The sequence below is a fragment of the Streptomyces griseosporeus genome, assembly GCF_014656055.1.
Lineage (GTDB): Bacteria > Actinomycetota > Actinomycetes > Streptomycetales > Streptomycetaceae > Streptomyces > Streptomyces griseosporeus.
Genome location: NZ_BNBR01000004.1, coordinates 221,173 through 246,472, shown reverse-complemented (window position 1 = coordinate 246,472; position 25,300 = coordinate 221,173). Strand labels below are relative to the sequence as shown.

The window sequence follows — 25,300 nt, the reverse complement described above, 5'->3', positions numbered from 1 at the left end:
GCGCGTCCAGAGGGGACCCTCCGTAACGCTCGTCACGCCCGGTCGGCCGCCAGCAGCCACTGCCAGCGGCGGCGCTCGGTGACGAGGCAGACGGCGGCCAGCGCGGACACCACGACGGCCGCCCAGGCCGGCCAGGCGACCCAGGAGGAGATCACGGCCGCGACGAGCTGGAGCAGCACCAGGGCGATGGTGACCCAGCCCGGCACCGGCACCATCCCGTTGTGCGGCTTGTCCCCCGGAGTGGTGAAGACGGTCGGCAGGCCGATCAGCACCACCACGGACAGCACGGCGAGCACCCAGGAGTGCGGGGCCAGTGCCCAGGGGGTGGCGACCCAGGCGATGAGTTCGGTCGTGAAGCGCAGGGCCGAGGCGGTGCGGTCGTCCGGACGTTGCATGGGTTGTCCCCCGATCAGCGAGTGAGCACCGGCGGTCGATGCTACGCCGCCACGGGGGGCCAACTGTGGCGATATGGCGAGGAGTTGACCTTGCGCTCTACGCGCGCGACTCCGCCTCGGCCGCCGCGAACGCCCCCCGGGCCATCCGGTGCAGCAGCGCGGCCGTGGTGCCGCGGCCCGGCAGGGTGCCGGCGCGGCCGAGGTGCGGGGTGGAGTTGAGCAGGCCGAAGACGGAGTGGACCGCCGAACGGGCGGTGGGCTCGGCGAGGCCCGGATAGACCTCGCGGACCACCTGGACCCACAGCTCGACGTACTGCCGCTGGAGCTGGCGGACCAGCTTGCGGTCGCTGTCCCGGAGGCGGTCCAGCTCCCGGTCGTGCAGGGTGATGAGGGGCCGGTCGTCGAGGGCGAAGTCGATGTGGCCCTCGATCAGCGAGTCCAGGATCTGCGAGGAGGTCTCCCCGTCGGCCTCGGCCAGCCGCCGCTTCGCCCCCGTCAGCAGCCGTCCGCTGATCCCCACCAGCAGCTCGGCGAGCATCGCGTCCTTGCCCGGGAAGTGCCGGTACAGCCCGGGCCCGCTGATGCCGACGGCGGCGCCTATCTCGTCCACGCCGACGCCGTGGAAGCCGCGGTCGGCGAAGAGCCGGGCGGCTTCCTTGAGGATCTGCTCGCGGCGGGTCGGGGCGTCGGTTCTGGTGGCCATGGAAGCAATTCTAGACAGCCGAGTTAGCGGTCGTTAACCTGGAGGAAATGGTTAACGCTCATTAACAGTCACGATCACCGGAACAGTCACGATCACGGACGACCAACGACACGATCGCTGGGTGAGGGGACCGCAAGGATGCAAGAGGCACCGGAGCTGACGAGCGCGGCGGATCCCGCGTCGGCGGCCTGGCAGGCCAACGAGCAGGCGCACCGCGCACTCGTGGAGGAACTGCACGCCAAGCTGGCGCGGGCGCGGCTCGGCGGGGGCGAGAAGGCCAGGGCGCGGCACACCGCGCGCGGCAAGCTGCTGCCGAGGGACCGGGTGGACAGCCTCCTGGACCCGGGCTCGCCCTTCCTGGAGCTGGCGCCGCTCGCGGCGGACGGGATGTACGACGACGAGGCCCCGGCCGCCGGGGTGATCGCCGGGATCGGCCGGGTCAGCGGGCGCGAGTGCGTGATCGTCGCCAACGACGCCACCGTCAAGGGCGGCACGTACTACCCGATGACGGTGAAGAAGCACCTGCGCGCCCAGGAGGTGGCGCTGGAGAACCGGCTGCCCTGCCTGTACCTGGTGGACTCGGGCGGCGCGTTCCTGCCGATGCAGGACGAGGTGTTCCCGGACCGGGAGCACTTCGGGCGGATCTTCTACAACCAGGCCCGGATGTCCGGCGCCGGCATCCCGCAGATCGCGGCGGTGCTCGGCTCCTGCACGGCCGGCGGCGCGTATGTCCCGGCGATGAGCGACGAGGCGGTCATCGTCCGCAACCAGGGCACGATCTTCCTGGGCGGCCCGCCGCTCGTGAAGGCCGCGACCGGCGAGGTCGTCACCGCCGAGGAGCTGGGCGGCGGCGAGGTGCACTCCCGGGTCTCCGGCGTCACCGACCACCTCGCGGAGGACGACGCGCACGCGCTGCGGATCGTGCGCACCATCGTCTCCACGCTCCCCGCGCGCGGAGACTTCCCCTGGACGGTGGAGCCCGCCGTCGAGCCGAAGGTGGACCCCTACGGCCTGTACGGCGCGGTGCCGGTGGACTCCCGCACCCCCTACGACGTCCGCGAGATCATCGCCCGCGTCACCGACGGCTCCCGCTTCGCGGAGTTCAAGGCCGAGTTCGGGCAGACCCTGGTCACCGGTTTCGCCCGGATCATGGGCCACCCCGTCGGGATCGTCGCCAACAACGGCATCCTCTTCTCCGAGTCCGCCCAGAAGGGCGCCCACTTCATCGAGCTGTGCGACCAGCGCGGCATCCCGCTGGTGTTCCTGCAGAACATCTCCGGGTTCATGGTCGGCAAGGACTACGAGGCGGGCGGCATCGCCAAGCACGGCGCCAAGATGGTCACGGCGGTGGCGTGCACGCGCGTGCCGAAGCTGACCGTGGTGGTCGGCGGGTCGTACGGCGCGGGCAACTACTCGATGTGCGGCCGGGCCTACTCGCCCCGCTTCCTGTGGATGTGGCCCAACGCCAAGATCTCCGTCATGGGCGGCGAGCAGGCCGCGTCGGTGCTGGCCACGGTCAAGCGGGACCAGCTGGAAGCGCGCGGCGAGGAGTGGCCCGTCGAGGACGAGGAGGCGTTCAAGGACCCGATCCGCGCCCAGTACGAGCGCCAGGGCAACGCCTACTACGCCACGGCCCGGCTGTGGGACGACGGGGTCATCGACCCGCTGCAGACCCGGCAGGTGCTGGGCCTGGCGCTGACGGCCTGCGGCAACGCGCCCCTGGGTGACCCCCAGTTCGGCGTCTTCCGGATGTGAGGAGGGGGACTTCGATGTTCGACACCGTACTCGTGGCCAACCGCGGCGAGATCGCGGTCCGGGTCATCCGCACGCTGCGGTCGATGGGCATCCGCTCGGTGGCCGTGTACTCCGACGCCGACGCGGACGCCCGGCACGTCCGGGAGGCCGACACGGCGGTGCGGATCGGCCCGCCGCCCGCGACGGAGAGCTATCTGTCCGTCGAGCGGCTGCTGGATGCCGCCGCCCGCACCGGCGCCCAGGCCGTCCACCCGGGCTACGGCTTCCTGGCCGAGAACGCCGCCTTCGCGCGCGCCTGCGAGGAGGCCGGGCTGGTCTTCATCGGCCCGCCGGCCGACGCGATCGCCCTGATGGGCGACAAGATCCGGGCGAAGGAGACCGTGCAGGCCGCGGGCGTGCCGGTGGTGCCCGGCGGCCGCGACCCGGAGCTGGCCGAGGCGGCCCGCAAGCTGGGCGCGCCCGTGCTGCTGAAGCCCAGCGCGGGCGGCGGGGGCAAGGGCATGCGGCTGGTGCGGGACCTGGACGTCCTGGACGACGAGATCGCCGCTGCCCGCCGCGAGGCCCGTGCCTCCTTCGGCGACGACACCCTGCTGGTGGAGCGGTGGATCGACCGTCCCCGGCACATCGAGATCCAGGTCCTGGCCGACGGCCACGGGGGCGTGGTCCACCTCGGCGAGCGCGAGTGCTCGCTGCAGCGCCGCCACCAGAAGATCGTCGAGGAGGCGCCGAGCGTCCTGCTGGACGAGGCGACGCGCGCGGCGATGGGCGAGGCAGCCGTGCAGGCGGCCCGCTCCTGCGGCTACCGCGGCGCGGGCACGGTGGAGTTCATCGTGCCGGGCGGCGACCCCTCGCAGTACTACTTCATGGAGATGAACACCCGCCTCCAGGTGGAGCACCCGGTGACCGAGCTGATCACCGGCCTGGACCTGGTGGAGTGGCAGGTGCGGGTGGCCGCCGGGGAGCCGCTGGGCTTCCGCCAGGAGGACGTCACGCTCACCGGGCACGCGGTCGAGGCGCGGATCTGCGCCGAGGACCCGGCCCGCGGCTTCCTGCCCTCGGGCGGCCGGGTGCTGCGGCTGCGCGAACCGCAGGGCGACGGCGTGCGCACCGACTCCGGGCTCACCGAGGGCACCGAGGTCGGCAGCCTGTACGACCCGATGCTGTCGAAGGTCATCGCCTACGGCCCCGACCGCGCGACGGCGCTGCGCCGCCTGCGGGCGGCCCTGGCGGAGACGGTGACGCTGGGCGTGCAGACCAACGCCGGGTTCCTGCGGCGGCTGCTGGCCCACCCGGACGTGGTCTCCGGCGACCTGGACACGGGCCTGGTCGAGCGGGTGGTCGACGACCTGGTGCCGACGGACGTCCCGGAGGAGGTGTACGAGGCGGCGGCGGCCGTACGGCTGGAGGGGCTGAAGCCGGCCACGGACGGCTGGATCGACCCGTTCTCGGTGCCGAGCGGGTGGCGGCTGGGCGGTGAGCCGAAGCCCGTGAGCTTCCCGCTGCGGGTCACCGAGCCGGTGGAGTACGCCCCGCGCGGCACGCACACCGTCACCGAGGACCGTGTCACCGTCACCCTCGACGGCGTCCGCCACACGTTCCACCGCGCGGCCGACTGGCTGGGCCGCGACGGCGACGCCTGGCACGTCCGGGACCACGACCCGGTCGCGGCCTCCCTGACGCGCTCCGGGCACGCGGGCGCCGACTCGCTCACCGCGCCGATGCCCGGCACGGTGACGGTGGTGAAGGTCGCGGTCGGCGACGAGGTGGCCGCCGGGCAGAGCCTGCTGGTGGTGGAGGCGATGAAGATGGAGCACGTCATCTCCGCCCCGCACGCCGGCACGGTCGCCGAGCTGGACGTCACGCCGGGCACCACGGTCGCCATGGACCAGGTGCTGGCCGTGATCGCACCGCACGAGGAGGTGGCGGGATGACCGCCCCCGGACTGCCGATGACCGTCCCCGCCGAGGGCCTGCCCGGGCGGGTGCGGATCCACGAGGTGGGCGCACGGGACGGCCTGCAGAACGAGAAGACGGCCGTACCGACCGAGGTGAAGGCGGAGTTCGTGCGCCGCCTCGCCGACGCGGGCCTGACCACGATCGAGGCGACGAGCTTCGTCCACCCCAGGTGGGTGCCCCAGCTCGCGGACGCCGAGCAGCTGTTCCCGCAGGTCGCCGGCCTGCCGGTGGACCTGCCGGTGCTGGTGCCGAACGAACGCGGCCTGGACCGCGCGCTCGCGCTCGGCGCCCGCCGGGTCGCCGTGTTCGCCAGCGCGACGGAGTCCTTCGCCAAGGCCAACCTCAACCGCACGGTCGACGAGGCGCTGGCCATGTTCGAGCCGGTGGTGTCCCGGGCGAAGGCCGAGCAGGTGCACGTCCGCGGCTATCTGTCGATGTGCTTCGGCGACCCGTGGGAGGGTCCGGTGCCCGTCCCGCAGGTGGTGCGGGTCTGCCGGGCGCTGCTCGACATGGGCTGCGACGAGCTGAGCCTCGGCGACACCATCGGCGTGGCGACGCCGGGCCATGTGACGTCCCTGCTCACCGCGCTGAACGGGGAGGGCGTGCCCACCGAGGCACTCGGCGTGCACTTCCACGACACCTACGGCCAGGCCCTCGCCAACACCCTGGCCGCGCTCCGGCACGGCGTCACCACCGTCGACGCCTCCGCGGGCGGCCTGGGCGGCTGCCCGTACGCCAAGTCCGCGACCGGCAATCTCGCCACCGAAGACCTCGTGTGGATGCTTCAGGGCCTCGGCATCGACACCGGAGTCGACCTCGGCCGTCTCGTCGCCACCAGCGTGTGGATGGCCGACCAACTGGGCCGACCCAGCCCGTCCCGCACCGTCCGAGCCCTCTCCCACCAGGAGCAGTGAGAAACGATGGACTACCGACTCTCCCCCGAGCTGGAGGAACTCCGCCGCACGGTCGAGGAGTTCGCGCACGACGTGGTCGCACCGAAGATCGGCGACTTCTACGAGCGGCACGAGTTCCCGTACGAGATCGTGCGCGAGATGGGCCGTATGGGCCTGTTCGGGCTGCCGTTCCCGGAGGAGTACGGCGGCATGGGCGGCGACTACCTCGCCCTGGGCGTGGCGCTGGAGGAGCTGGCCCGGGTGGACTCGTCCGTCGCGATCACCCTGGAGGCGGGTGTCTCACTGGGCGCCATGCCGATCCACCTGTTCGGCACGGACGAGCAGAAGCGGGAGTGGCTGCCGCGGCTGTGCGCGGGCGAGATCCTGGGCGCGTTCGGCCTGACGGAGCCGGACGGCGGCAGCGACGCGGGCGCGACGCGCACGACGGCCACCCTCGACGAGTCGACGAACGAGTGGGTGATCAACGGCACGAAGTGCTTCATCACCAACTCGGGCACCGACATCACCGGCCTGGTCACGGTCACGGCGGTCACCGGCCGCAAGCCGGACGGCCGGCCGCGGATCTCGGCGATCATCGTGCCGTCGGGCACGCCGGGCTTCACGGTGGCGCCGCCGTACTCGAAGGTCGGCTGGAACGCGTCGGACACCCGTGAACTGTCCTTCCAGGACGTGCGGGTCCCGGCCGCGAACCTGCTGGGCGAGGAGGGCCGGGGTTACGCGCAGTTCCTGCGCATCCTCGACGAGGGCCGGATCGCGATCGCCGCGCTCGCCACGGGCCTGGCCCAGGGCTGCGTGGACGAGTCGGTCAAGTACGCCAAGGAGCGGCACGCCTTCGGCCGGCCGATCGGCGCCAACCAGGCCATCCAGTTCAAGATCGCCGACATGGAGATGAAGGCCCACACAGCCCGCCTCGCCTGGCGTGACGCGGCGGCCCGGCTGGTCGCCGGGGAGCCCTTCAAGAAGGAGGCGGCGCTGGCCAAGCTGCACTCCTCCACGGTCGCCGTCGACAACGCCCGCGACGCCACGCAGATCCACGGCGGCTACGGCTTCATGAACGAGTACCCGGTGGCCCGCATGTGGCGCGACTCCAAGATCCTGGAGATCGGCGAGGGCACGAGCGAGGTGCAACGCATGCTGATCGCGCGGGAGTTGGGTCTCGTGGGCTGAGACCCGAGGGGGCGCCCTCTGGACAAGTGATGAGGTTAGGCTAACCTACCTTCGAACTTGTCCGGCGGGCGCTCCGCCCCGTTCGAAAGCAGTCATACCCATGCCCAACGCCAGAGCCTCCCACCTCACCCGCCGCGGCATCCTGGCCGCGGGCGGCGCACTCGGCCTCGGTGCCGCGCTCGCAGCGTGCGGGGACGACGAGAAAGACGGGGGCTCGGCGGGCAAGGAGACGGCGGCCGCCAAGTCCGGCCCCTGGACCTTCAAGGACGACCGCGGCCAGAGTGTGAAGGCCGACAAGGTCCCCGCGAACATCGTCGCCTTCATCGGCGTGGCCGCCGCCCTGCACGACTACGGCGTCGAGGCCAAGGGCGTCTTCGGCCCGACCACCACCAAGGACGGCAAGCCCGACGTCCAGGCCGGCGACCTCGACGTCACCAAGGTGACCAACCTCGGCAACGAGTGGGGCCAGTTCAACATCGAGAAGTACGCCGCGCTCGCCCCGGACGCGCTCATCTCCACGATGTTCGACGACACCGGCACCCTCTGGTACGTCCCGGAGGAGTCGAAGAAGAAGATCGAGGCCGTCGGCGCGCCGAGCGTCGGCATCTCCGTCTACGACCGCCAGCTGACCCAGCCGCTCCAGCGGATGGTGGAACTCGCCAAGTCGCTCGGCGGTGACGTGACCTCCGCGAAGTTCACCCAGGCCAAGAAGCGGTTCGAGGACGCGGCGGCCCGGCTGCGCGCCGCCGCGAAGGCCAAGCCGGACATCAAGGTGCTGGTCGGCTCCGCCAGCCAGGACATCTTCTACGTCTCCGGCACCAACCTCTCCATCGACCTGGAGTACTTCAAGTCCCTCGGCGTGAACTTCGTCGAGCCGCCGGAGAGCGCCAAGCAGGCCAACGGCGGTGGCGGCTGGTACGAGTCGCTGAGCTGGGAGAACGTCGACAAGTACCCGGCGGACATCATCATGATGGACAACCGCACGCAGGCCATCCAGCCCGCCGACATCACCGAGGGCACCTGGAAGAAGCTGCCCGCGGTCAAGGCCGGCCAGGTCATCGCCCGCAACCCCGAGCCGATCCTCTCCTACGACAAGTGCGCGCCGCTGCTCGAATCCCTCGCCGAGGCGATCGAGAAGGCCAAGAAGGTCAGCTGACATGTACCGCCGGGAGGGCAACCCGTGCGCGCCGTCGGGGCACTTCGCCGCTCTCCGGCCGCGGCCCGTCCGTGGCTGGTCGCGCAGTTCCCCGCGCCCCTGGGTCAGCCGACCTCCCGCCCGATAACAGGAGCCCTCATGACCACGGCCGTAGCCGCCCCGTTCCGTTTCTTCTCCCTCCAGGTCGTACGGACGAGGCGGCTCGGCCCGTCTCTGGTCCGGGTCACCTTCGGCGGGCCCGACCTGGCCGCCTTCCACTCCGACGGACGCGACCAGAGCCTGTCGCTGTTCCTGCCGCACCCGGGCCAGCCCGAGCCCGTCGTCCCCGTGGAGCTGGGCGACGGCTGGTGGCAGGCCTGGCGTGAACTCCCGGACGACGTACGGGCCGTGATGCGCTCGTACACCCTGCGCGCGCTGCGCCGCGACCCCGACGAGATCGACATCGACTTCGTCCTGCACGGCGTCGGGCCGGGCGCGGCCGTGCCCGCCGGGCCGGCCTCCCGCTGGGCCGCCCGCGCCGCCGCCGGTGACCGGGTGCTGCTGCTCGGCCCGGCGATCGCCGACAACCGCGCGATCCGCTTCCGCCCGCCCGGGGACACCGACCTCGTGGTGATCTGGGGCGACGCGACCGCGCTGCCGGCCGTCTCCGCGATCCTCGAAAGCCTGCCCGCCGGTCTGCCCGCCCGGGTGTGGCTGGAGGTGCACGACGCCGGGGACATCCAGGACCTGGAGACGGCGGCCGACGCGGAGATCACCTGGCTGGTCCACGACGGACCGTCCTCCACCGACCGCGCCGAGGTCCCCCACTGCCCGAAAGGCGTGGGAGGTGCCCCCATCCCCATGGCCCTCGGCGCCCTCCGCGCCGCCCAGCTCCCGCCCGCCGGGCGTCCGTACGCCTGGATCGCGGGCGAGTCGTCGTGCGTGAAGGCGCTGCGCCGGCACCTCGTCGGCGAGCGCGGCTTCGACCGCCGCCGCGTCACCTTCGTCGGCTACTGGCGCCGGGGCCTGACGGAGGAAGAGCTGCGCGCCTCGGAGTAGCCCCCTGCCGTGACCGTGACACCCGTCACGGCACAGGCATGCCCAGCACCTTCTAATTTAGGTTAGGCTAACCTAAGTTGATCTCGTTCGGACCCGGCCGCACCCACCCGGACTGTCCCCACCGGAGGACCCCCACATGCGCTCGCACCTGCTCAATGACCTCACGGCGGAGCACTACCGCCGCTCCGTGACCGAAGGAGTAGAGCGGGTGGCGGCCAAACTCGCCACCACCGACCGTCCGTTCACCGGCGTCACCGTCGACGCCCTCGCCCCCCGCATCGAGCGGATCGACCTGGACCGCCCGCTGGGCGACACCTCGGCGGTCCTGGACGAGCTGGAGGAGGTCTACCTCCGCGACGCCGTCTACTTCCACCATCCCCGCTACCTCGCCCACCTCAACTGCCCGGTCGTCATCCCGGCGGTGCTCGGCGAGGCCGTCCTGTCCGCGGTCAACTCCTCCCTCGACACCTGGGACCAGTCCGCCGGCGGCACCCTCATCGAGCGCCGGCTCATCGACTGGACCGCCGAGCGCATCGGCCTCGGCGCCAACGCCGACGGCGTCTTCACCTCCGGCGGCAGCCAGTCCAACCTCCAGGCGCTGCTGCTCGCCCGCGAGGAGGCCAAGACCGAGGACCTCGGCCGGCTGCGCGTCCTCGCCTCCGAGGTCAGCCACTTCAGCGTGAAGAAGTCCGCGAAACTCCTCGGCCTCGGCCCCGACGCCGTCATCACCGTCCCCGTCGACCACGACAAGCGGATGCAGACCGTCGCCCTCGCCCGCGAACTGGAGCGCTGCGCCAGGGACGGCCTCGTCCCCATGGCCGTCGTCGCCACCGCCGGCACCACCGACTTCGGCTCCCTCGACCCGCTGCCCGAGATCGCCGAGCTGTGCGCCCAGTACGGCACCTGGCTGCACGTCGACGCCGCCTACGGCTGCGGCCTGCTCGTCTCCCCCACCCGCCGGCACCTCCTCGCCGGCATCGAGCGCGCCGACTCCGTCACCGTCGACTACCACAAGTCCTTCTTCCAGCCGGTGAGTTCCTCCGCCGTCCTGGTCCGCGACGCGGCCACCCTGCGGCACGCCACCTACCACGCCGAGTACCTCAACCCGCGCCGCATGGTGCAGGAACGCATCCCCAACCAGGTGGACAAGTCCCTGCAGACCACCCGCCGCTTCGACGCGCTGAAACTGTGGATGACGCTGCGCGTGATGGGCGCCGACGGCATCGGGCAGCTCTTCGACGAGGTGTGCGACCTGGCGGAGCAGGGCTGGCGGCTGCTCGCCGCCGACCCCCGCTACGACGTGGTCGTCGAGCCGTCCCTCTCCACCCTGGTCTTCCGCTACATCCCGGCCGCCGTCACCGACCCGGCCGAGATCGACCGCGCCAACCTCTACGCCCGCAAAGCCCTGTTCGCCTCCGGCGACGCCGTCGTCGCGGGCACCAAGGTGGCCGGCCGCCACTACCTGAAGTTCACCCTGCTCAACCCCGAGACGACGGCCGCCGACATCGCCGCCGTCCTCGACCTGATCGCCGGCCACGCCGAGCAGTACCTGGGAGACTCCCTTGACCGCGCCTGCTGACACCCGAGAACGCACCCACGACCTGGTGGGCATCGGGCTCGGCCCCTTCAACCTCGGCCTGGCCTGCCTCACCGAGCCCATCGCCGAACTGGACGCCGTCTTCCTGGAGTCCAAGCCGGACTTCGAGTGGCACGCCGGCATGTTCCTCGACGGCGCCCACCTCCAGACGCCGTTCATGTCCGACCTGGTCACCCTCGCCGACCCGACCTCGCCGTACTCCTTCCTCAACTACCTCAAGGAGAAGGGCCGGCTCTACTCCTTCTACATCCGCGAGAACTTCTACCCGCTGCGCGTCGAGTACGACGACTACTGCCGCTGGGCCGCGAACAAGCTGAGCAGCGTCCGCTTCGGCACGACGGTCACGGAGGTGACGTACGACGAGAGCGACGAGAGTTACGTCGTGCGGACCGCGACCGGCAAGACGTACCGCGGCCGTCACCTCGTCCTCGGCACCGGCACCTCCCCGCACTACCCCGACGCCGTCCGCGGCCTGGGCGGCGACTTCTTCCACAACAGCCGCTACGTGCAGAACAAGGCCGCCCTCCAGCGCAAGCGGTCGATCACGATTGTCGGCTCCGGCCAGTCCGCCGCCGAGATCTACCTCGACCTGCTCTCCGAGATCGACGTCCACGGCTACCAGCTGAACTGGGTGACCCGCTCCCCGCGGTTCTTCCCCCTCGAGTACACCAAGCTCACGCTGGAGATGACGTCCCCCGAGTACATCGACTACTTCCGCGCCCTGCCCGAGGCGACCCGCTACCGCCTCGTCCAGCAGCAGAAGGGCCTGTTCAAGGGCATCGACGGCGACCTCGTCAACGAGATCTTCGACCTGCTCTACCAGAAGAACCTCACCGGCCCGGTCCCCACCCGCCTGCTCACCAACTCCTGCCTGCGCGCGGCACGGCACGACCACGGCACGTACACCCTCTCCTTCCGCCAGGAGGAACAGGAGAAGGACTACGAGATCGCCACCGAGGGCCTGGTCCTGGCCACCGGCTACGCCTACGCCGAACCGGAATTCCTGAAGCCGGTCCACGACCGCCTGGTCCGCGACTCCCACGGCAACTTCGACGTGGCCCGCAACTACGCCATCGACATCACCGGCCGCGGCGTCTTCCTGCAGAACGCCGGCGTCCACACCCACAGCATCACCAGCCCCGACCTGGGCATGGGCGCGTACCGCAACAGCTGCATCATCCGTGAGCTGCTCGGCAGCGAGTACTACCCGGTCGAGAAGACGATCGCGTTCCAGGAGTTTTCCGTATGAGCACCGCCATGACGTTCACCTTCCGCCCCCTGGACCCCCTGAAGGACGCCGAGCTGCTGCACTCCTGGGTCACCCACCCGAAGGCCGCGTTCTGGATGATGCAGGACGCCCGGCTGGAGGACGTCGAGCGGGCCTACATGGAGATCGCCGCCGACCCCCACCACGACGCCCTGCTCGGGCTGCGCGACGGGGAGCCGGCCTTCCTGATGGAGAAGTACGACCCCGCCCACCGCGAGCTGACCGGGCTGTACGAGGCGCGGCCCGGGGACATCGGCATGCACTTCCTGACCCCGGCGACCGACACGCCCGAGCACGGCTTCACCCGGGCCGTCATCACCGCCGTCATGGCCCACCTCTTCGAGGACCCGGCCGTCGAGCGGGTCGTCGTCGAGCCGGACGTGCGCAACACCGCCGTCCACGCGCTGAACGCGGCGGTCGGGTTCGTGCCCGAGCGGGAGATCCAGAAGCCGGAGAAGAGGGCCCTGCTCAGCTTCTGCACCCGGGAGCAGTTCGAGAAGGCGGTGACCGCATGACCCTCGCCGACGCCGTCGCCCACCTCACGCCCGAGCTGTGGGACCGCGCCAACCGCCGGCTCATCCGCAAGGCGCTCGCCGAGTTCGCGCACGAGCGGCTGGTCACGCCCGAGCCGGACGGCGAGCGGCGGTACGTCGTCCGCAGCGACGACGGCCGCACCGAGTACCGCTTCGGCGCCGTCCGCCGGGCCCTCGACCACTGGCAGGTAGACGCCGACTCCATATCCCGGCACCGCGAGGGAACGGAACTGCCGCTCGCCGCGCTGGACTTCTTCATCGAGCTGAAGGGCTCGCTCGGACTGAGCGACGAGATCCTGCCGGTCTACCTGGAGGAGATCTCCTCCACCCTCTCCGGCACCTGCTACAAGCTCACCAAGCCCCAGGTACCGGCGGCCGAGCTGACCCGCGCGGGCTTCCAGGACATCGAGACCGGGATGACCGAGGGCCACCCCTGCTTCGTCGCCAACAACGGCCGGCTCGGGTTCGGCATCCACGAGTACCTGTCGTACGCCCCCGAGACCGCGTCCCCGGTCCGGCTGGTGTGGCTGGCCGCGCACCGCTCGCGGGCCGCGTTCACGGCCGGCGCCGGCATCGAGTACGAGTCCTTCGTCCGGCAGGAGCTGGGCGAGGCGACCGTCGAGCGGTTCGCGAAGCGGCTGACCGAGCAGGGTCTGGACCCGGCGGACTACCTGCTCATCCCGGTCCACCCCTGGCAGTGGTGGAACAAGCTCACCGTCACCTTCGCCGCCGAGCTGGCCCGCAGGCACCTGGTCTGCCTCGGCGAGGGCGACGACGAGTACCTGGCCCAGCAGTCCATCCGCACCTTCTTCAACACCACCAGCCCGCACAAGCACTACGTCAAGACGGCCCTGTCCGTGCTGAACATGGGCTTCATGCGGGGCCTGTCCGCCGCCTACATGGAGGCCACCCCGGCGATCAACGACTGGCTCGCCCAGCTGATCGACAACGACCCGGTGCTGAAGTCGACGGGCCTGACGATCATCCGGGAGCGGGCCGCCGTCGGCTACCGGCACCTGGAGTACGAGCGGGCCACCGACCGCTACTCGCCGTACCGCAAGATGCTGGCCGCGCTGTGGCGGGAGTCCCCCGTGCCCTCCCTCCAGGACGGCGAGCAGCTCGCCACGATGGCCTCGCTGCTGCACGTCGACCACGAGGGCCACGGCTTCGCCGCCGCGCTGGTCGAGCGGTCGGGGCTGCCGGCGAAGGAGTGGCTGCGCCGCTATCTGCGCGCCTACTACACCCCGCTGCTGCACAGCTTCTACGCCTACGACCTGGTGTTCATGCCGCACGGCGAGAACGTGATCCTGGTCCTGAAGGACGGTGTCGTCCAGCGGGCGGTCTACAAGGACATCGCCGAGGAGATCGCGGTGATGGACCCGGACGCGGTGCTGCCGCCGGAGGTGCGCCGCATCCGCGTCGAGGTCCCGGACGACATGAAGCTGCTGTCCCTCTTCACGGACGTCTTCGACTGCTTCTTCCGCTTCCTCGCGGCCCAGCTCGCCACCGAGGGCGTGCTCACCGAGGACGGCTTCTGGGACACGGTCGCGGAGGTGACCCGCGAGTACCAGGCGGCGGCACCCGAACTGGCCGAGAAGTTCCGGCAGTACGACATGTTCGCCCCGGAGTTCGCGCTGTCCTGCCTGAACCGGCTCCAGCTGCGCGACAACCGGCAGATGGTGGACCTCGCCGATCCGTCCGGCGCGCTGCAGCTGGTGGGAACCCTGGAGAACCCCCTCGCGGGACGGTGACCCCCGGGCAGACGGGCGCCCCGGTGTACGGTCCACCGGGGCGCCCGTCCGTGTATCGGTCACCCGGCGGTGGGCCAGGGCACCTGCGGTGAGCGGTAGTAGGCGATGCCGAGCGCCTCCCAGCGCGGGGCCTGCGCGGCGAGCCGCACCTTGTAGCCGTCCCAGTCGTGGCCGGCCGCCGGCGACCAGCCCAGCTCGGCCGCGCCGGGCAGCCGCGGGAACGCCATGAACTCCAGGTCGGCCGACTTCTGCAGGGTCTCGGTCCACATCGGCGCCTCGACGCCCCGGACCGCGGAGGCGGGGGCGCCCGGCAGGTAGGTGCCGGGGTCCCAGTCGTAGGACCTCTTGACCTCGACGTAGCCGGCCCAGGACAGGCCGAGCCGGGTGTTCTTGTCGTACTTCATGTCGAGGTAGATCCGGTCGGCGGGCGACAGGATCAGGCCGGTGCCGTTCCGCGCGGCCTGCGCGACCTGCTCCTTCTCCGCGGCCTTGGTGGAGTCCAGGCCCCAGTACTGGGCGAGCGCGCCCGGGACGGGGGTGGCGCCGGTGAGCTGGTGCCAGCCGATGACGGTCTTGCCGTACTTCGCGACGAGCGGCTGCACCCGGTTCATGAACGCCACGTAGTCCGCGTGGCTGGTGGAGTGCGCCTCGTCGCCGCCGATGTGCAGGTACGGGCCCGGGGTGAGCGCGGCGATCTCCCGCAGGACGTCGTCCACGAAGTCGTAGGTGACGTCCTTCGGCACGCACAGCGAGCTGAAGCCGACGCTGGTGCCGGTGTAGAGCGGAGGCGCCACGCCGTCGCAGTTCAGCTCGGCGTAGGAGGCCAGGGCCGCGTTGGTGTGGCCCGGCATGTCGATCTCGGGGACGACCTGGAGGAAGCGCGAGGCGGCGTGGCGGACGATCTCGCGGTAGTCGTCCTTGGTGTAGAAGCCGCCGGGGCCGCCGCCGACCTGGGTGGAGCCGCCGTAGGTCGCAAGGCGCGGCCAGGAGTCGACGGCGATGCGCCAGCCCTGGTCGTCGCTGAGGTGCAGATGCAGGGTGTTGATCTTGTAGAGGGAGAGCTGGTCGATGTACCGCTTGACCTGGTCGACGGTGAGGAAGTGGCGGGCGACGTCGAGCATCGCGCCGCGGTAGCCGTAGCGCGGGTGGTCGGTGATCGTGCCGCCGGCGACGGTCCAGGGGCCGGGCTGGACGGTGTCCTTCTCGACGGCGGCCGGCAGCAGCTGGCGCAGGGTCTGCACCCCGTGGAAGAGGCCGGCGGGCGTGGCGGCGGTGAGGGTGACGCGGCCCGCGTCGCTGTCCAGGCGGTAGCCCTCGGCGCCGTGACCGCCGTCGGCGAGCCGCAGCCGGATGCCGGAGCTGCCCTGGGCGGTGACCGGCAGCCGGTAGCCGGTGGACGGCCGCAGGATGCCGGCGAGGTACTCGGCGACGCGGCGGGCCTCCGGGTCGGGGTCGACGCGGATCGCGGTGCCGGCGGTGATGCGGTACGGCGCTCCGCCCGGCGTCACCTGGGCGGGCGCCGGGATCACCTGGTCCAGCGGGACGGGGGCCGCCGCCGCGGCCGGGGCGGACCCGGCGGTGAAGACACCGGCCGCGGCCACGAGCAGCAGGGTGCCCAGCAGCCGGTGCAGACGGGGGCTCCTGCGGATGCGGGGAGTCGTTCGGCGTTGCCGTCTCACGTGCGCTCCCTTCGGGGTGGGTCGGACCTGAGGGGTATAGACCACCCTCCCGACCACTATCGCGCAGGGCCGCCGCCGGATCGAGGGGTGCAGCGCCGGTGGAAGAATCCGTGCATGGCGGAAATCATCCAGAAGGACGGTACGTGGGCCTTCGACGGCGACGCCCTGCGGCTGACGCCGGGACGCGACAAGAACGTCAGCCTTCTCCGCAGGACCCTGGGTGAACTGACCGTCCCGTTGGGGGCGTTGGCGGGGATCTCCTTCGAGCAGGGGAAGAAGAGCGGGCGGCTGAGACTGCGGCTGCGGGACGGCGCCGATCCGCTGCTGCACGCGACGGGCGGCCGGCTGACCGAGCCGCACGACCCGTACCAGCTGGTCGTGGAGCCGGACCGGTACGGCGTCGCCGAGTACTTCGCGGACGAGGTGCGCAACGCGCTGCTGCTGGAGCAGGTGCCGGCGGAGCCGGTGGACACCTTCCTGCTGCCGGGGCCGGCGGTGCCGCTGTCGGTGTCGGCCGGGGACGGCACGGCGGGCTTCGACGGGGAGCACGTACGGCTGGAGTGGAACTGGAAGACGGAGGACGCGAAGGCCGCCGCGGGCGCCCGCACGCTCGCGGTCGCCGACATCGAGGGCGTGGAGTGGTGGCCCGCGGCCGGGCTGGAGAACGGCTGTCTGCGGTTCGCGGTGCGGGGCGCGGCGACCAAGGCGCCGCCGAAGTACGACCCGAACGCGGTGGAGCTGTGGGGGTTCAAGAAGGACCCGCTGATGGCGCTGGTCGCGGCGGCGGTGCAGGCGCGGCTGCCCCATCCGTCCGCGCGTGCCGCGGCCGCGGCGCCGGCGCGGGACACCGTGGCCGTCGTCGCCGGGGACGACCACGACGCCCTGCTGCGCCGGCTGCGCGAACTCGGCGAGCTGCACCGGGACGGGGTGCTGACGGACGACGAGTTCGCGCTGGCCAAGCAGGCGGTGCTGAAGCGGCTGTGACCCTCCCGGGGACGCGGATGACGACGCGGCCTACTTGGCGCGCCGCGCCACGGTGAAGTGGTCGACGCGCTCGCCCGTCTCGGCGATGCCCTGCACCTTCAGGGTGGCGTAGCGGCCCTTGGGGGCGGGCGTGACGTCCACGCGCAGGAAGGAGTAGTCGAGGTAGCGGACCCGGGACCACTCGACGGTCTCGGCCCGCTTGCCGCCCTGGACGCAGACGAAGGAGGCGACGGAGCCGAGGTCCTTCTCGTGGCCCTCGTAGGACTGCTCGGCGCTGAAGGCGTACAGGCTCCGGCCGGCGGCGCCCGCGGTCACGTACACGACGCCGTCGGTCTCCGGGTAGGCGGTGCCGCCGATGGGGAGCTGCTTGGCGACGCGGCCGCCCTTGAGGACGTCGGTGCGCTCGTAGACGTGGTTGTGGCCGTTGATGACCAGGTCGACCTGGTACTTCTCGAACAGCGGCACCCACTCCTGGCGCACGCCGCCCTCGGAGGCGTGGGCGGTGGAGGTGCAGTAGGCGCAGTGGTGGAAGAAGACGACGACGAAGTCGATGTCCTTCGCCGCCCGGTACTTCTTCAGCTGCGCCTCGAACCACCGGGTCTGGGTGCCGCCGGAGATGCCGAGGTTGGCGGGGATCTCGAAGGAGATGTCGTTGGGGTCGAGGGAGATGACCGCGGTGTTGCCGTGGGTGAAGGAGTAGACGCCCGGCAGGTTCCTCCGGTCCGGCCCGTTGTCGGGGAGGGTGAAGCGGGCCTCCTGGCCGCCGTAGCCGTTGGGCGAGTACCAGGCCTCCATGTCGTGGTTGCCGTAGCTGACCATCCACGGGACGGACTTGGCGACGGACTCGGTCTGGTACAGGAACTGGTCCCAGACGCGGGCGTCGAAGCCGCTGTCGGTGGTCTTGCCGCCGCCGGACGGGTCGGCGTAGGCGATGTCGCCGGCGTGCAGGTGGAAGGCGGGCCGCTGGCCGAGGATGAGGGCGTCGTTGGCGAGGCCGTGGTAGCTGACGCCCTGGTCGCCGAAGGCGGTGAAGGTGAACGGCGCCTTGTGGGCGGGCGCGGTGGTGAAGGTGCCGAGGGTGCCGAGCAGGTGGGCGTCGGCCGGGTCGAAGCCGTCGTGGCCGACGCCGTAGTAGTAGGTGCGGCCGGGGCGCAGGTGGGTGAGCTTGGCGTGAGGTAGTACTGGGTGTGGTCGCCGCTCGCGCCGACGCCGGCCGGGGTGTGCAGGGTGCGGACCTCGGCCTCGATCCGGCGGGAGAGGTCCCAGGGGTGCGCGCCGATCCGCACGAACGGCTTCTTCACGGCGACCGGGACCTGCCAGGAGATGGTCATCTCGGTGCGCGGGTCGTTGCCATAGGCGAGGTGGCGGCCGAAGGGGGCGACGAGGGCGCCGTCGACGGTCTCGGCCGCGGGGGCGCCGCTCGGCGCGGGTACGGCGGCCTGGGCGGTGCTGCCCGTGACGAACGCGCCGCCCGCGACGGCGCCGAGGGTGACGGCGCCGCCTCTGATCATCGTGCGCCGCGAGAAGGTGGCGCGCAGGTACTCGTGCTGCTCGGCCATGCTCATGCGGCCGGCGAGCCGCTCGGGTACGCCCATGCGAGGAATGTCCATGGCGTCTGAAACTCGTCTCCTCGGGCAACGGGAGTCCGGACGCCGGATGGACAGCCGACAAACAGCCGCTCATGAGTCCTTCAACAGCCGCCTGCCCGAAATCGGGCAGGCTTCTTGCGAAAGTGGCGCCCTTACCCCAAGATCTAGCGGGTGCACGACGAACTGGTCGATCATCTGACGCGGACGACGCCCCTCAACCGGGGCGAGGCGCTGCGGGTGATCCAGGACGTTCTCGCGTTCTTCGACGAGACGACCGAGGAGTTCGTCCGTCGCCGCCACCGCGAGCTGCAGGCCCAGGGCCTGGTGAACGCGACGATCTTCGAACGGATCGCGGCGGACCTGCGCTATCGCGCCGTGGCACCCCCGGAGCTGTCGCTCCGGCAGCTGCGCCGCATCGTCTACGGCTGAGGAATACATATACATGTGCGGAATCGTCGGATACATCGGGAAGCGTGACGTCGCGCCCCTGCTCCTGGAGGGCCTGCAGCGCCTGGAGTACCGCGGCTACGACTCCGCGGGCATCGTCGTCAGCTCCCCGAAGACGGCCGGCCTGAAGATGGTCAAGGCCAAGGGCCGGGTCCGCGACCTGGAGGCCAAGGTCCCGGCGCGCTTCAAGGGCACCACCGGTATCGCCCACACCCGCTGGGCCACCCACGGCGCCCCGTCCGACGTGAACGCCCACCCGCACCTGGACGCCGAGTCCAAGGTCGCCGTCGTCCACAACGGCATCATCGACAACGCCTCCGATCTGCGCCGCAAGCTGGAGGCGGACGGCGTCGAGTTCCTCTCCGAGACCGACACCGAGGTCCTCGTCCACCTGATCGCCCGCGCGCAGGCCGAGAAGCTGGAGGACAAGGTCCGCGAGGCGCTGCGCGTGGTCGAGGGCACCTACGGCATCGCCGTGATGCACGCCGACTTCAACGACCGTATCGTCGTCGCCCGCAACGGCTCGCCGGTCGTCCTCGGCATCGGCGAGAAGGAGATGTTCGTCGCCTCGGACATCGCCGCGCTGGTCGCCCACACCCGCCAGATCGTGACCCTCGACGACGGCGAGATGGCCACCCTCAAGGCCGACGACTTCCGCACCTACACGACGGAGGGCACGCGCACCACCGCCGAGCCCACCACCGTCGAGTGGGAGGCCGCCTCCTACGACATGGGCGGCCACGACACCTACATGCACAAGGAGATCTTCGAGCAGGCCGACGCGGTCGACCGCGTCCTGCGCGGCCGCATCGACGACCGCTTCTCCACCGTGCACCTCGGCGGCCTCAACCTGGACGCCCGCGAGGCCCGGCAGATCCGCCGCGTGAAGATCCTCGGCTGCGGCACCTCGTACCACGCGGGCATGATCGGCGCCCAGATGATCGAGGAGCTGGCCCGCATCCCCGCCGACGCCGAGCCCGCCTCGGAGTTCCGCTACCGCAACGCGGTCGTCGACCCCGACACCCTGTACATCGCCGTCTCGCAGTCCGGTGAGACGTACGACGTGCTGGCCGCCGTCCAGGAGCTGAAGCGCAAGGGCGCCCGCGTCCTCGGCGTGGTCAACGTCGTCGGCTCGGCGATCGCCCGCGAGGCCGACGGCGGCATCTACGTGCACGCCGGCCCCGAGGTCTGCGTCGTGTCCACCAAGTGCTTCACCAACACCTGCGTGGCCTTCGCCCTGCTCGCCCTGCACCTCGGCCGCACCCGCGACCTCTCCGTCCGCGACGGCAAGCGGATCATCGAGGGCCTGCGCAGGCTGCCCGCCCAGATCGCCGAGATCCTGGAGCAGGAGGAGGGCATCCAGAAGCTGTCGGAGCAGTTCGCCGACGCCCGCTCGATGCTCTTCATCGGCCGCGTCCGGGGCTACCCGGTCGCCCGCGAGGCCTCCCTGAAGCTCAAGGAGGTCTCCTACATCCACGCCGAGGCCTACCCCGCCTCCGAGCTGAAGCACGGCCCGCTCGCCCTGATCGAGCCGGCCCTGCCCACGGTCGCGATCGTCCCCGACGACGACCTGCTGGAGAAGAACCGCGCCGCCATGGAGGAGATCAAGGCCCGCAGCGGCCAGATCGTGGCGGTGGCCCACCAGCCGCAGGAGAAGGCCGACCACACGATCGTCGTCCCGAAGAACGAGGACGAACTCGACCCCATCCTGATGGGCATCCCCCTCCAGCTCCTGGCGTACCACACGGCCAAGGCCCTGGGCAGGGACATCGACAAGCCGCGCAACCTGGCGAAGTCGGTAACGGTCGAGTAGCCGACCCGAGGCCGCGGGCCGAGTGCATGCCCCAGGGCCGCGGCCCCGCTGACGACAGAGGCCAGGTGCATGCCCCAGGGGCGCGGGGAACTGCGCGACAAGCCCCCACGCACCCGCAGCGGCCACACATGCGAACGGACCCCCACGTGACGCCACCAGTCACGGGGGGTCCGCTCATAAGGCGCCGGAAGCCGCCCAACCCCCGGCGCAGGCAGCGCAGCTAACCGGTGGCCGTCACACCCCGGCCCGCCGCGCGCCGCGGCAGCGCCGTCGGCCAGTGGGCCGACGCGGCGGTCGCGGCGTACCAGGCCACCGCACCCGCGGCCACGGCCACCCAGCCGCCGGCCGTGGTGAGCACGTCGCTGTCGGCGAAGCGCGCGATGGCGAGAAGCACCAGGGCGACGAAGAGCAACCCGTAGGTCGCCTGGCCGAGTTGGTCGCCCCCGGCGAGGGTCAGCGAGAGCGCCACGAGGGCGAACAGCAGCAGGAACAGCCCGGCCGAGTTGCCGGAGTCGCCGGCCCGGACGGCCCAGGTGAACCAGAGCGCGCCGAGCACCGGGTACGCCGTACCCGTGGCGGCGTCACGGTCGCGGAGGGCCAGCAGGCCGGCGAGGAAGAGGGCGATGCCGCCCACGTACTGGGCGATGGATACGGCGTCAGCCGCCGTCACGCCGTCGATGACCTCGGTGGTGCCGAGTCCGAAGGCCAACAGCGTGACACCGAGGGCGAGTCGGCCGACCACGGTGGTGATTCCGCTTCCCGCAGAGACGTCGTTGTCCACGGCGGGCTCCCTTCGTGCATGTGCAGTTGTGCGGTGAGCGGTATATGCCCTTCACAAGGGCACAAAGAACCTCTGCGCGTGAGTGGATTTACGCTCGGGCACTGCACAGCAAGGGAATTGACGAACCGTCGGGTCAGGGAATGACGATCACGGGCCGCTTGGCCCGCTTGGCGAGCCGCCCCGCGACCGAGCCGAAGATCCGGCCGACGATGCCGTGGGTGGAGCCGACGACGATCGCGTCGGCCTCGTACTCCTGGCCGACCTCTTCGAGTTCGTGGCAGATGTCGCCGCCCCGCTCGACGAGGATCCACGGCACCTCGGCGAGATAGTCCGCACAGGCCAGCTCAAGACCGAGGACCTCGGTGCGGTGGTCGGGCACGTCCACGAAGACGGGGGGCTCGCAGCCCGCCCACACGGTGGTGGGCAGCCGGTTGGCGACATGGACGATGATCAGACCCGCGCGGGAGCGCTGCGCCATGCCGATCGCGTAGGCCAGGGCGCGCTCGCTGGACGTGGAGCCGTCGAAGCCGACGACCACGCCGTGCTTGAAGGCGGGGTCGCACGCATGGCGTGGCTCTTCGGCCGCCAGGGGATCCGTCGCCGACGGTTCGGCGACCGGCCGCTTGCGGTCCGCGGGTTCGAAGAATTCGTGACCGGCCATGGCTGTCTCGGCGTTGTGATCCTTGTGTGTGGGTGGGACGACCGTGTGCGGCGGAGCGGTTCGAGCTGTGTCCGGGAAACGTCTTCCCGACCCCATACCCCCAAGGGTACGGCGGCACGCCTCCTTCGCCCAGATCTGCGGACCCCCGCCGCGGGGGTTCCCCGGAGCATGCACGAGGGGGCGCCCGCGACGCAACGGTTGCTGCCCCGTACAGGCGGTTTGCGCGGAAATCACGCACCGCGCACGGCCTCGCAACGGACAGTGACCGACTGATCGAACACGCGTTGAACCCGGCGACGCACCACCCCAGGACTCCCAGGGAGACCGCCATGCCCGCACCCGCGCAGGACCCCACGAGCGACGTCGTCCGCTGGGCCGCCTTCAGCTGCGTCCTCGTCCCCGTGGTCCTGCTCTGGTACGGCACCTCCCTCGCCGGAGCCGGCGGCACCGCCCTCGGTCTAGCCGCCGTCACCGCCGTCTGCCGGGTGCTGCTGCGCCGGTCCGAACGCGGCGCGGCCCGCCCGGCCGCCGAGGGGCACGCCCCGCACCGGGGGCGGCACCAGCGGACGGGGTCCGGGACGCACCGCGGCGGGCGGCACACCACCGGAGGGGCCGGTACCGGTGACGGGGGACAGACACCGGTCACGTGACCGGTTTTTGCGCACCGGCCCGACTCTTTTCAGCCAACTTCCGGCGCGCGTGCATCACCCCCCGAAGACACCCCCCATCCGCCGTTTGACCTGCAAGGAAAGGGCCTCCGAGAGCCTGCACACCCTACGCGGTTTGGCCACTGCGACAAGGCGTACTTCCCTGCACGCCCCGCGAGTGCAACGCTTCGTGATCGAATGCTTTACGCCAAGTTGCCATGTCGACAATGTGCCGGGTGGCGAACCGGTCACCACGGCACGGCGTGGCGCAGTAGATTCGATCTTGACTGTCGTACGGCGGGGGACTCGTGCAGGACCGAGGGGAAACGTGCAGGAGCGACACAACCGAGGAGCCGCGACCACCGAGGGGGGCTTAGCAGTATGAGCCACGACTCCACTGCCGCGCCGGAATCCGCTGTCCGGAAGCTGTCCGGGCGACGCCGCAAGGAGATCGTCGCGGTGCTGCTGTTCAGCGGCGGCCCCATCTTCGAGAGTTCCATTCCGCTGTCGGTGTTCGGTATCGACCGCCAGGACGCCGGCGTGCCGCGCTACCGCCTGTTGGTGTGCGCCGGCGAGGAAGGCCCGCTGCGGACCACAGGGGGCCTGGAACTCACCGCGCCGAACGGCCTGGAGGCGATCTCGCGGGCGGGCACGGTCGTCGTGCCGGCCTGGCGCTCGATCACCTCACCACCGCCGGAGGAGGCGCTCGACGCACTGCGCCGGGCGCACGAGGAAGGCGCCCGCATCGTCGGGCTGTGCACGGGCGCCTTCGTGCTGGCGGCGGCGGGCCTGCTGGACGGCCGTCCCGCGACCACACACTGGATGTACGCGCCGACGCTGGCCAAGCGCTATCCGTCGGTGCACGTCGATCCACGCGAGCTGTTCGTCGACGACGGCGACGTGCTGACGTCGGCGGGCACGGCGGCCGGAATCGATCTCTGTCTCCACATCGTGCGGTCGGACCACGGCAACGAGGCGGCCGGTGCGCTCGCCCGCCGCCTGGTCGTACCGCCGCGCCGCTCGGGAGGCCAGGAGCGCTATCTCGATCGGTCTTTACCGGAGGAGATCGGCGCCGACCCGCTCGCCGAGGTCGTCGCCTGGGCGCTGGAACACCTCCATGAGCAGTTCGACGTGGAGACGCTGGCGGCACGCGCCTATATGAGCCGCCGCACGTTCGACCGCCGCTTCCGCTCGCTGACGGGGTCCGCCCCGCTGCAGTGGCTGATCACCCAGCGGGTGCTCCAGGCCCAGCGGCTGCTGGAGACGTCCGACTATTCGGTGGACGAGGTGGCGGGCCGCTGCGGCTTCCGCTCGCCGGTGGCCCTGCGCGGCCACTTCCGCCGGCAGCTCGGCTCGTCGCCGGCCGCCTACCGGGCCGCGTACCGGGCACGCCGGCCGCAGGGCGAGGCGCCGAACAGGGGCACGGAGGGCAGCGAGGCGCCGTCCGCGTCGACCGCCGCCGCACCGTCCGCACCGGCATCCGTGGCCGGGGCGCCGGGCCTGCCGCCGGGTGCCCTGCTGCACCCCGACAGCAGCCCGGTCCCGATGCAGTCCCGCCGCACGGCGGCCCTGTCGGGCAGCGTGCCGGGACCGCGCAGCGGCGCCTGACGGACGGCGTGCGCGGCGCCTGCGCCGGAGCGCACCACCACACCCCCGGGGCCCGGCCCCGGGGGTGCACGGCTGCCCCGGGGGTGCACGGCTGCCCCGGGGGTGCACGGGCTGTCCCGGGGGTGCACTGTCCCGGGGTGCACGGGCTGTCCCGGGGTGCACGGGCTGTCCCGGGGACGGGGCCCGGGCCGTAAGGTGAAACGCATGAACGATCGCATGGTGTGGATCGACTGCGAGATGACCGGCCTCTCGCTGTCCGACGACGCGCTCATCGAGGTGGCCGCCCTAGTCACCGACTCCGAGCTGAACGTGCTCGGCGAGGGTGTGGACATCGTCATCCGGCCGCCGGAGCGGGCGCTGGAGACGATGCCGGAGGTGGTGCGTCAGATGCACACCGCGTCCGGGCTGCTCGCGGAGCTCCCGAACGGTACGACGCTGAAGGACGCCGAGGAGCAGGTCCTGGCCTACGTGCGGGAGCACGTGAAGGAGCCCGGCAAGGCCCCTCTGTGCGGCAACAGCGTCGGCACCGACCGCGGCTTCCTGCTGCGCGACATGCCCTCCCTGGAGAGCTACCTCCACTACCGCATCGTCGACGTCTCCTCCATCAAGGAGCTGGCCCGCCGCTGGTACCCGAGGGCCTACTTCAACAGCCCGGAGAAGAACGGCAACCACCGGGCGCTCGCCGACATCCGCGAATCGATCGCCGAGCTGCGCTACTACCGCGAGGCGATCTTCGTACCCCAGCCCGGCCCCGACTCCGACACCGCGAAGACGATCGCGGCCAGACACGTCCTGCCTGCTCAGCAGGGCTGACACGACGCCTGGAAGGGGCGCCGCGAAACCCGTGCGCGAGCACCCCT

21 protein-coding genes and 1 pseudogene are annotated in these 25,300 nt (G+C 71.4%); 16 read left to right on the top strand and 6 right to left on the bottom strand.

What is annotated here, in order from left to right; genetic code table 11:
- Positions 1-32 precede the first annotated feature (32 nt).
- A complete protein-coding gene (locus tag IE308_RS20145) occupies positions 33-395 on the bottom strand; it encodes a hypothetical protein (protein ID WP_190219000.1) in 363 nt (120 codons plus the stop codon).
- A gap of 97 nt (positions 396-492) precedes the next feature.
- Positions 493-1,098: an SACE_7040 family transcriptional regulator gene (locus tag IE308_RS20140; protein WP_190218999.1), complete on the bottom strand. Its 606-nt coding sequence runs from the start codon at positions 1,096-1,098 to the stop codon at positions 493-495.
- A 138-nt stretch (positions 1,099-1,236) separates the two neighbouring features.
- Here IE308_RS20140 and IE308_RS20135 point away from each other — a divergent pair, with 138 nt between their 5' ends.
- The 10 genes from IE308_RS20135 to IE308_RS20090 all read left to right on the top strand — a co-directional run bounded on the left by IE308_RS20135 (position 1,237) and on the right by IE308_RS20090 (position 14,231).
- Positions 1,237-2,853: a carboxyl transferase domain-containing protein gene (locus tag IE308_RS20135; protein WP_190218998.1), complete on the top strand. Its 1,617-nt coding sequence runs from the start codon at positions 1,237-1,239 to the stop codon at positions 2,851-2,853.
- 14 nt (positions 2,854-2,867) lie between these two features.
- Positions 2,868-4,784 (top strand): ATP-binding protein, encoded by a 1,917-nt coding sequence (locus IE308_RS20130; RefSeq protein WP_190218997.1) that lies wholly within the window; start codon positions 2,868-2,870, stop codon positions 4,782-4,784.
- Entirely contained in the window at positions 4,781-5,722 is a 942-nt protein-coding gene (locus IE308_RS20125; protein ID WP_190218996.1) for a hydroxymethylglutaryl-CoA lyase, read from the top strand. The genes IE308_RS20130 and IE308_RS20125 overlap by 4 nt, the downstream gene beginning before the upstream one ends.
- A 6-nt stretch (positions 5,723-5,728) precedes the next feature.
- The gene (locus IE308_RS20120; RefSeq protein ID WP_110628351.1) at positions 5,729-6,889 is read left to right on the top strand and encodes an acyl-CoA dehydrogenase family protein; all 1,161 of its coding nucleotides are present in this window, start codon (positions 5,729-5,731) and stop codon (positions 6,887-6,889) included.
- 100 nt (positions 6,890-6,989) lie between these two features.
- On the top strand, positions 6,990-8,045 hold the full coding sequence (locus IE308_RS20115; protein ID WP_190218995.1) for an ABC transporter substrate-binding protein: 1,056 nt from the start codon (positions 6,990-6,992) through the stop codon (positions 8,043-8,045).
- Positions 8,046-8,183: 138 nt separating this feature from the next.
- The gene (locus tag IE308_RS20110) at positions 8,184-9,083 is read left to right on the top strand and encodes a siderophore-interacting protein (RefSeq protein ID WP_190218994.1); all 900 of its coding nucleotides are present in this window, start codon (positions 8,184-8,186) and stop codon (positions 9,081-9,083) included.
- 136 nt (positions 9,084-9,219) lie between these two features.
- Positions 9,220-10,662: a lysine decarboxylase DesA gene (gene desA / locus IE308_RS20105; protein ID WP_110628354.1), complete on the top strand. Its 1,443-nt coding sequence runs from the start codon at positions 9,220-9,222 to the stop codon at positions 10,660-10,662.
- Positions 10,646-11,929, top strand: a complete 1,284-nt coding sequence (locus IE308_RS20100; protein WP_229908965.1) for a lysine N(6)-hydroxylase/L-ornithine N(5)-oxygenase family protein — start codon at positions 10,646-10,648, stop codon at positions 11,927-11,929. The genes desA and IE308_RS20100 overlap by 17 nt, the downstream gene beginning before the upstream one ends.
- Entirely contained in the window at positions 11,926-12,462 is a 537-nt protein-coding gene (locus IE308_RS20095) for a GNAT family N-acetyltransferase (RefSeq protein ID WP_110628356.1), read from the top strand. Before IE308_RS20100 ends, IE308_RS20095 begins: the two co-directional genes overlap by 4 nt.
- Entirely contained in the window at positions 12,459-14,231 is a 1,773-nt protein-coding gene (locus tag IE308_RS20090; protein WP_190218993.1) for an IucA/IucC family protein, read from the top strand. Before IE308_RS20095 ends, IE308_RS20090 begins: the two co-directional genes overlap by 4 nt.
- Before the next feature lie 59 nt (positions 14,232-14,290).
- Here IE308_RS20090 and IE308_RS20085 read toward each other — a convergent pair whose 3' ends face one another.
- A complete protein-coding gene (locus IE308_RS20085) occupies positions 14,291-15,910 on the bottom strand; it encodes a beta-N-acetylhexosaminidase (RefSeq protein ID WP_373314539.1) in 1,620 nt (539 codons plus the stop codon).
- 114 nt (positions 15,911-16,024) lie between these two features.
- Between IE308_RS20085 and IE308_RS20080 the strand changes: the two genes are divergently transcribed.
- Positions 16,025-16,894 (top strand): DUF4429 domain-containing protein, encoded by an 870-nt coding sequence (locus IE308_RS20080; protein WP_190218992.1) that lies wholly within the window; start codon positions 16,025-16,027, stop codon positions 16,892-16,894.
- Positions 16,895-16,924: 30 nt separating this feature from the next.
- On the opposite strand, the pseudogene IE308_RS20075 reads toward IE308_RS20080, so the two are convergent.
- Positions 16,925-18,489 (bottom strand): annotated as a pseudogene (locus tag IE308_RS20075) (purple acid phosphatase family protein).
- Between the two features lie 165 nt (positions 18,490-18,654).
- Here IE308_RS20075 and IE308_RS20070 point away from each other — a divergent pair.
- Together IE308_RS20070 and glmS are read left to right on the top strand one after the other, a co-directional pair.
- Positions 18,655-18,912: a hypothetical protein gene (locus tag IE308_RS20070; protein ID WP_110628361.1), complete on the top strand. Its 258-nt coding sequence runs from the start codon at positions 18,655-18,657 to the stop codon at positions 18,910-18,912.
- Positions 18,913-18,925: 13 nt separating this feature from the next.
- Positions 18,926-20,743 carry a glutamine--fructose-6-phosphate transaminase (isomerizing) gene (gene glmS, locus IE308_RS20065; protein ID WP_110628362.1) on the top strand — a complete coding sequence of 606 codons (1,818 nt, stop codon included), beginning with the start codon at positions 18,926-18,928 and terminating at the stop codon, positions 20,741-20,743.
- A gap of 220 nt (positions 20,744-20,963) precedes the next feature.
- Here the strand turns inward: glmS and IE308_RS20060 are convergent, their stop codons facing one another.
- Together IE308_RS20060 and IE308_RS20055 are read right to left on the bottom strand one after the other, a co-directional pair.
- Complete coding sequence (locus tag IE308_RS20060; protein WP_110628363.1) at positions 20,964-21,524, bottom strand: GPR1/FUN34/YaaH family transporter; 561 nt, start codon at positions 21,522-21,524, stop codon at positions 20,964-20,966.
- A gap of 133 nt (positions 21,525-21,657) precedes the next feature.
- Positions 21,658-22,185: a universal stress protein gene (locus IE308_RS20055; RefSeq protein ID WP_110628364.1), complete on the bottom strand. Its 528-nt coding sequence runs from the start codon at positions 22,183-22,185 to the stop codon at positions 21,658-21,660.
- A 329-nt stretch (positions 22,186-22,514) separates the two neighbouring features.
- On the opposite strand from IE308_RS20055, the gene IE308_RS20050 reads away from it, so the two are divergent.
- From IE308_RS20050 to orn, 3 genes are all read left to right on the top strand, one after another.
- The gene (locus tag IE308_RS20050) at positions 22,515-22,835 is read left to right on the top strand and encodes a hypothetical protein (RefSeq protein WP_190218991.1); all 321 of its coding nucleotides are present in this window, start codon (positions 22,515-22,517) and stop codon (positions 22,833-22,835) included.
- A 378-nt stretch (positions 22,836-23,213) separates the two neighbouring features.
- A complete protein-coding gene (locus IE308_RS20045) occupies positions 23,214-24,440 on the top strand; it encodes a helix-turn-helix domain-containing protein (protein WP_110628366.1) in 1,227 nt (408 codons plus the stop codon).
- Between the two features lie 204 nt (positions 24,441-24,644).
- Positions 24,645-25,253, top strand: a complete 609-nt coding sequence (gene orn / locus IE308_RS20040) for an oligoribonuclease (RefSeq protein WP_110628367.1) — start codon at positions 24,645-24,647, stop codon at positions 25,251-25,253.
- The last annotated feature ends 47 nt before the right edge of the window (positions 25,254-25,300 follow it).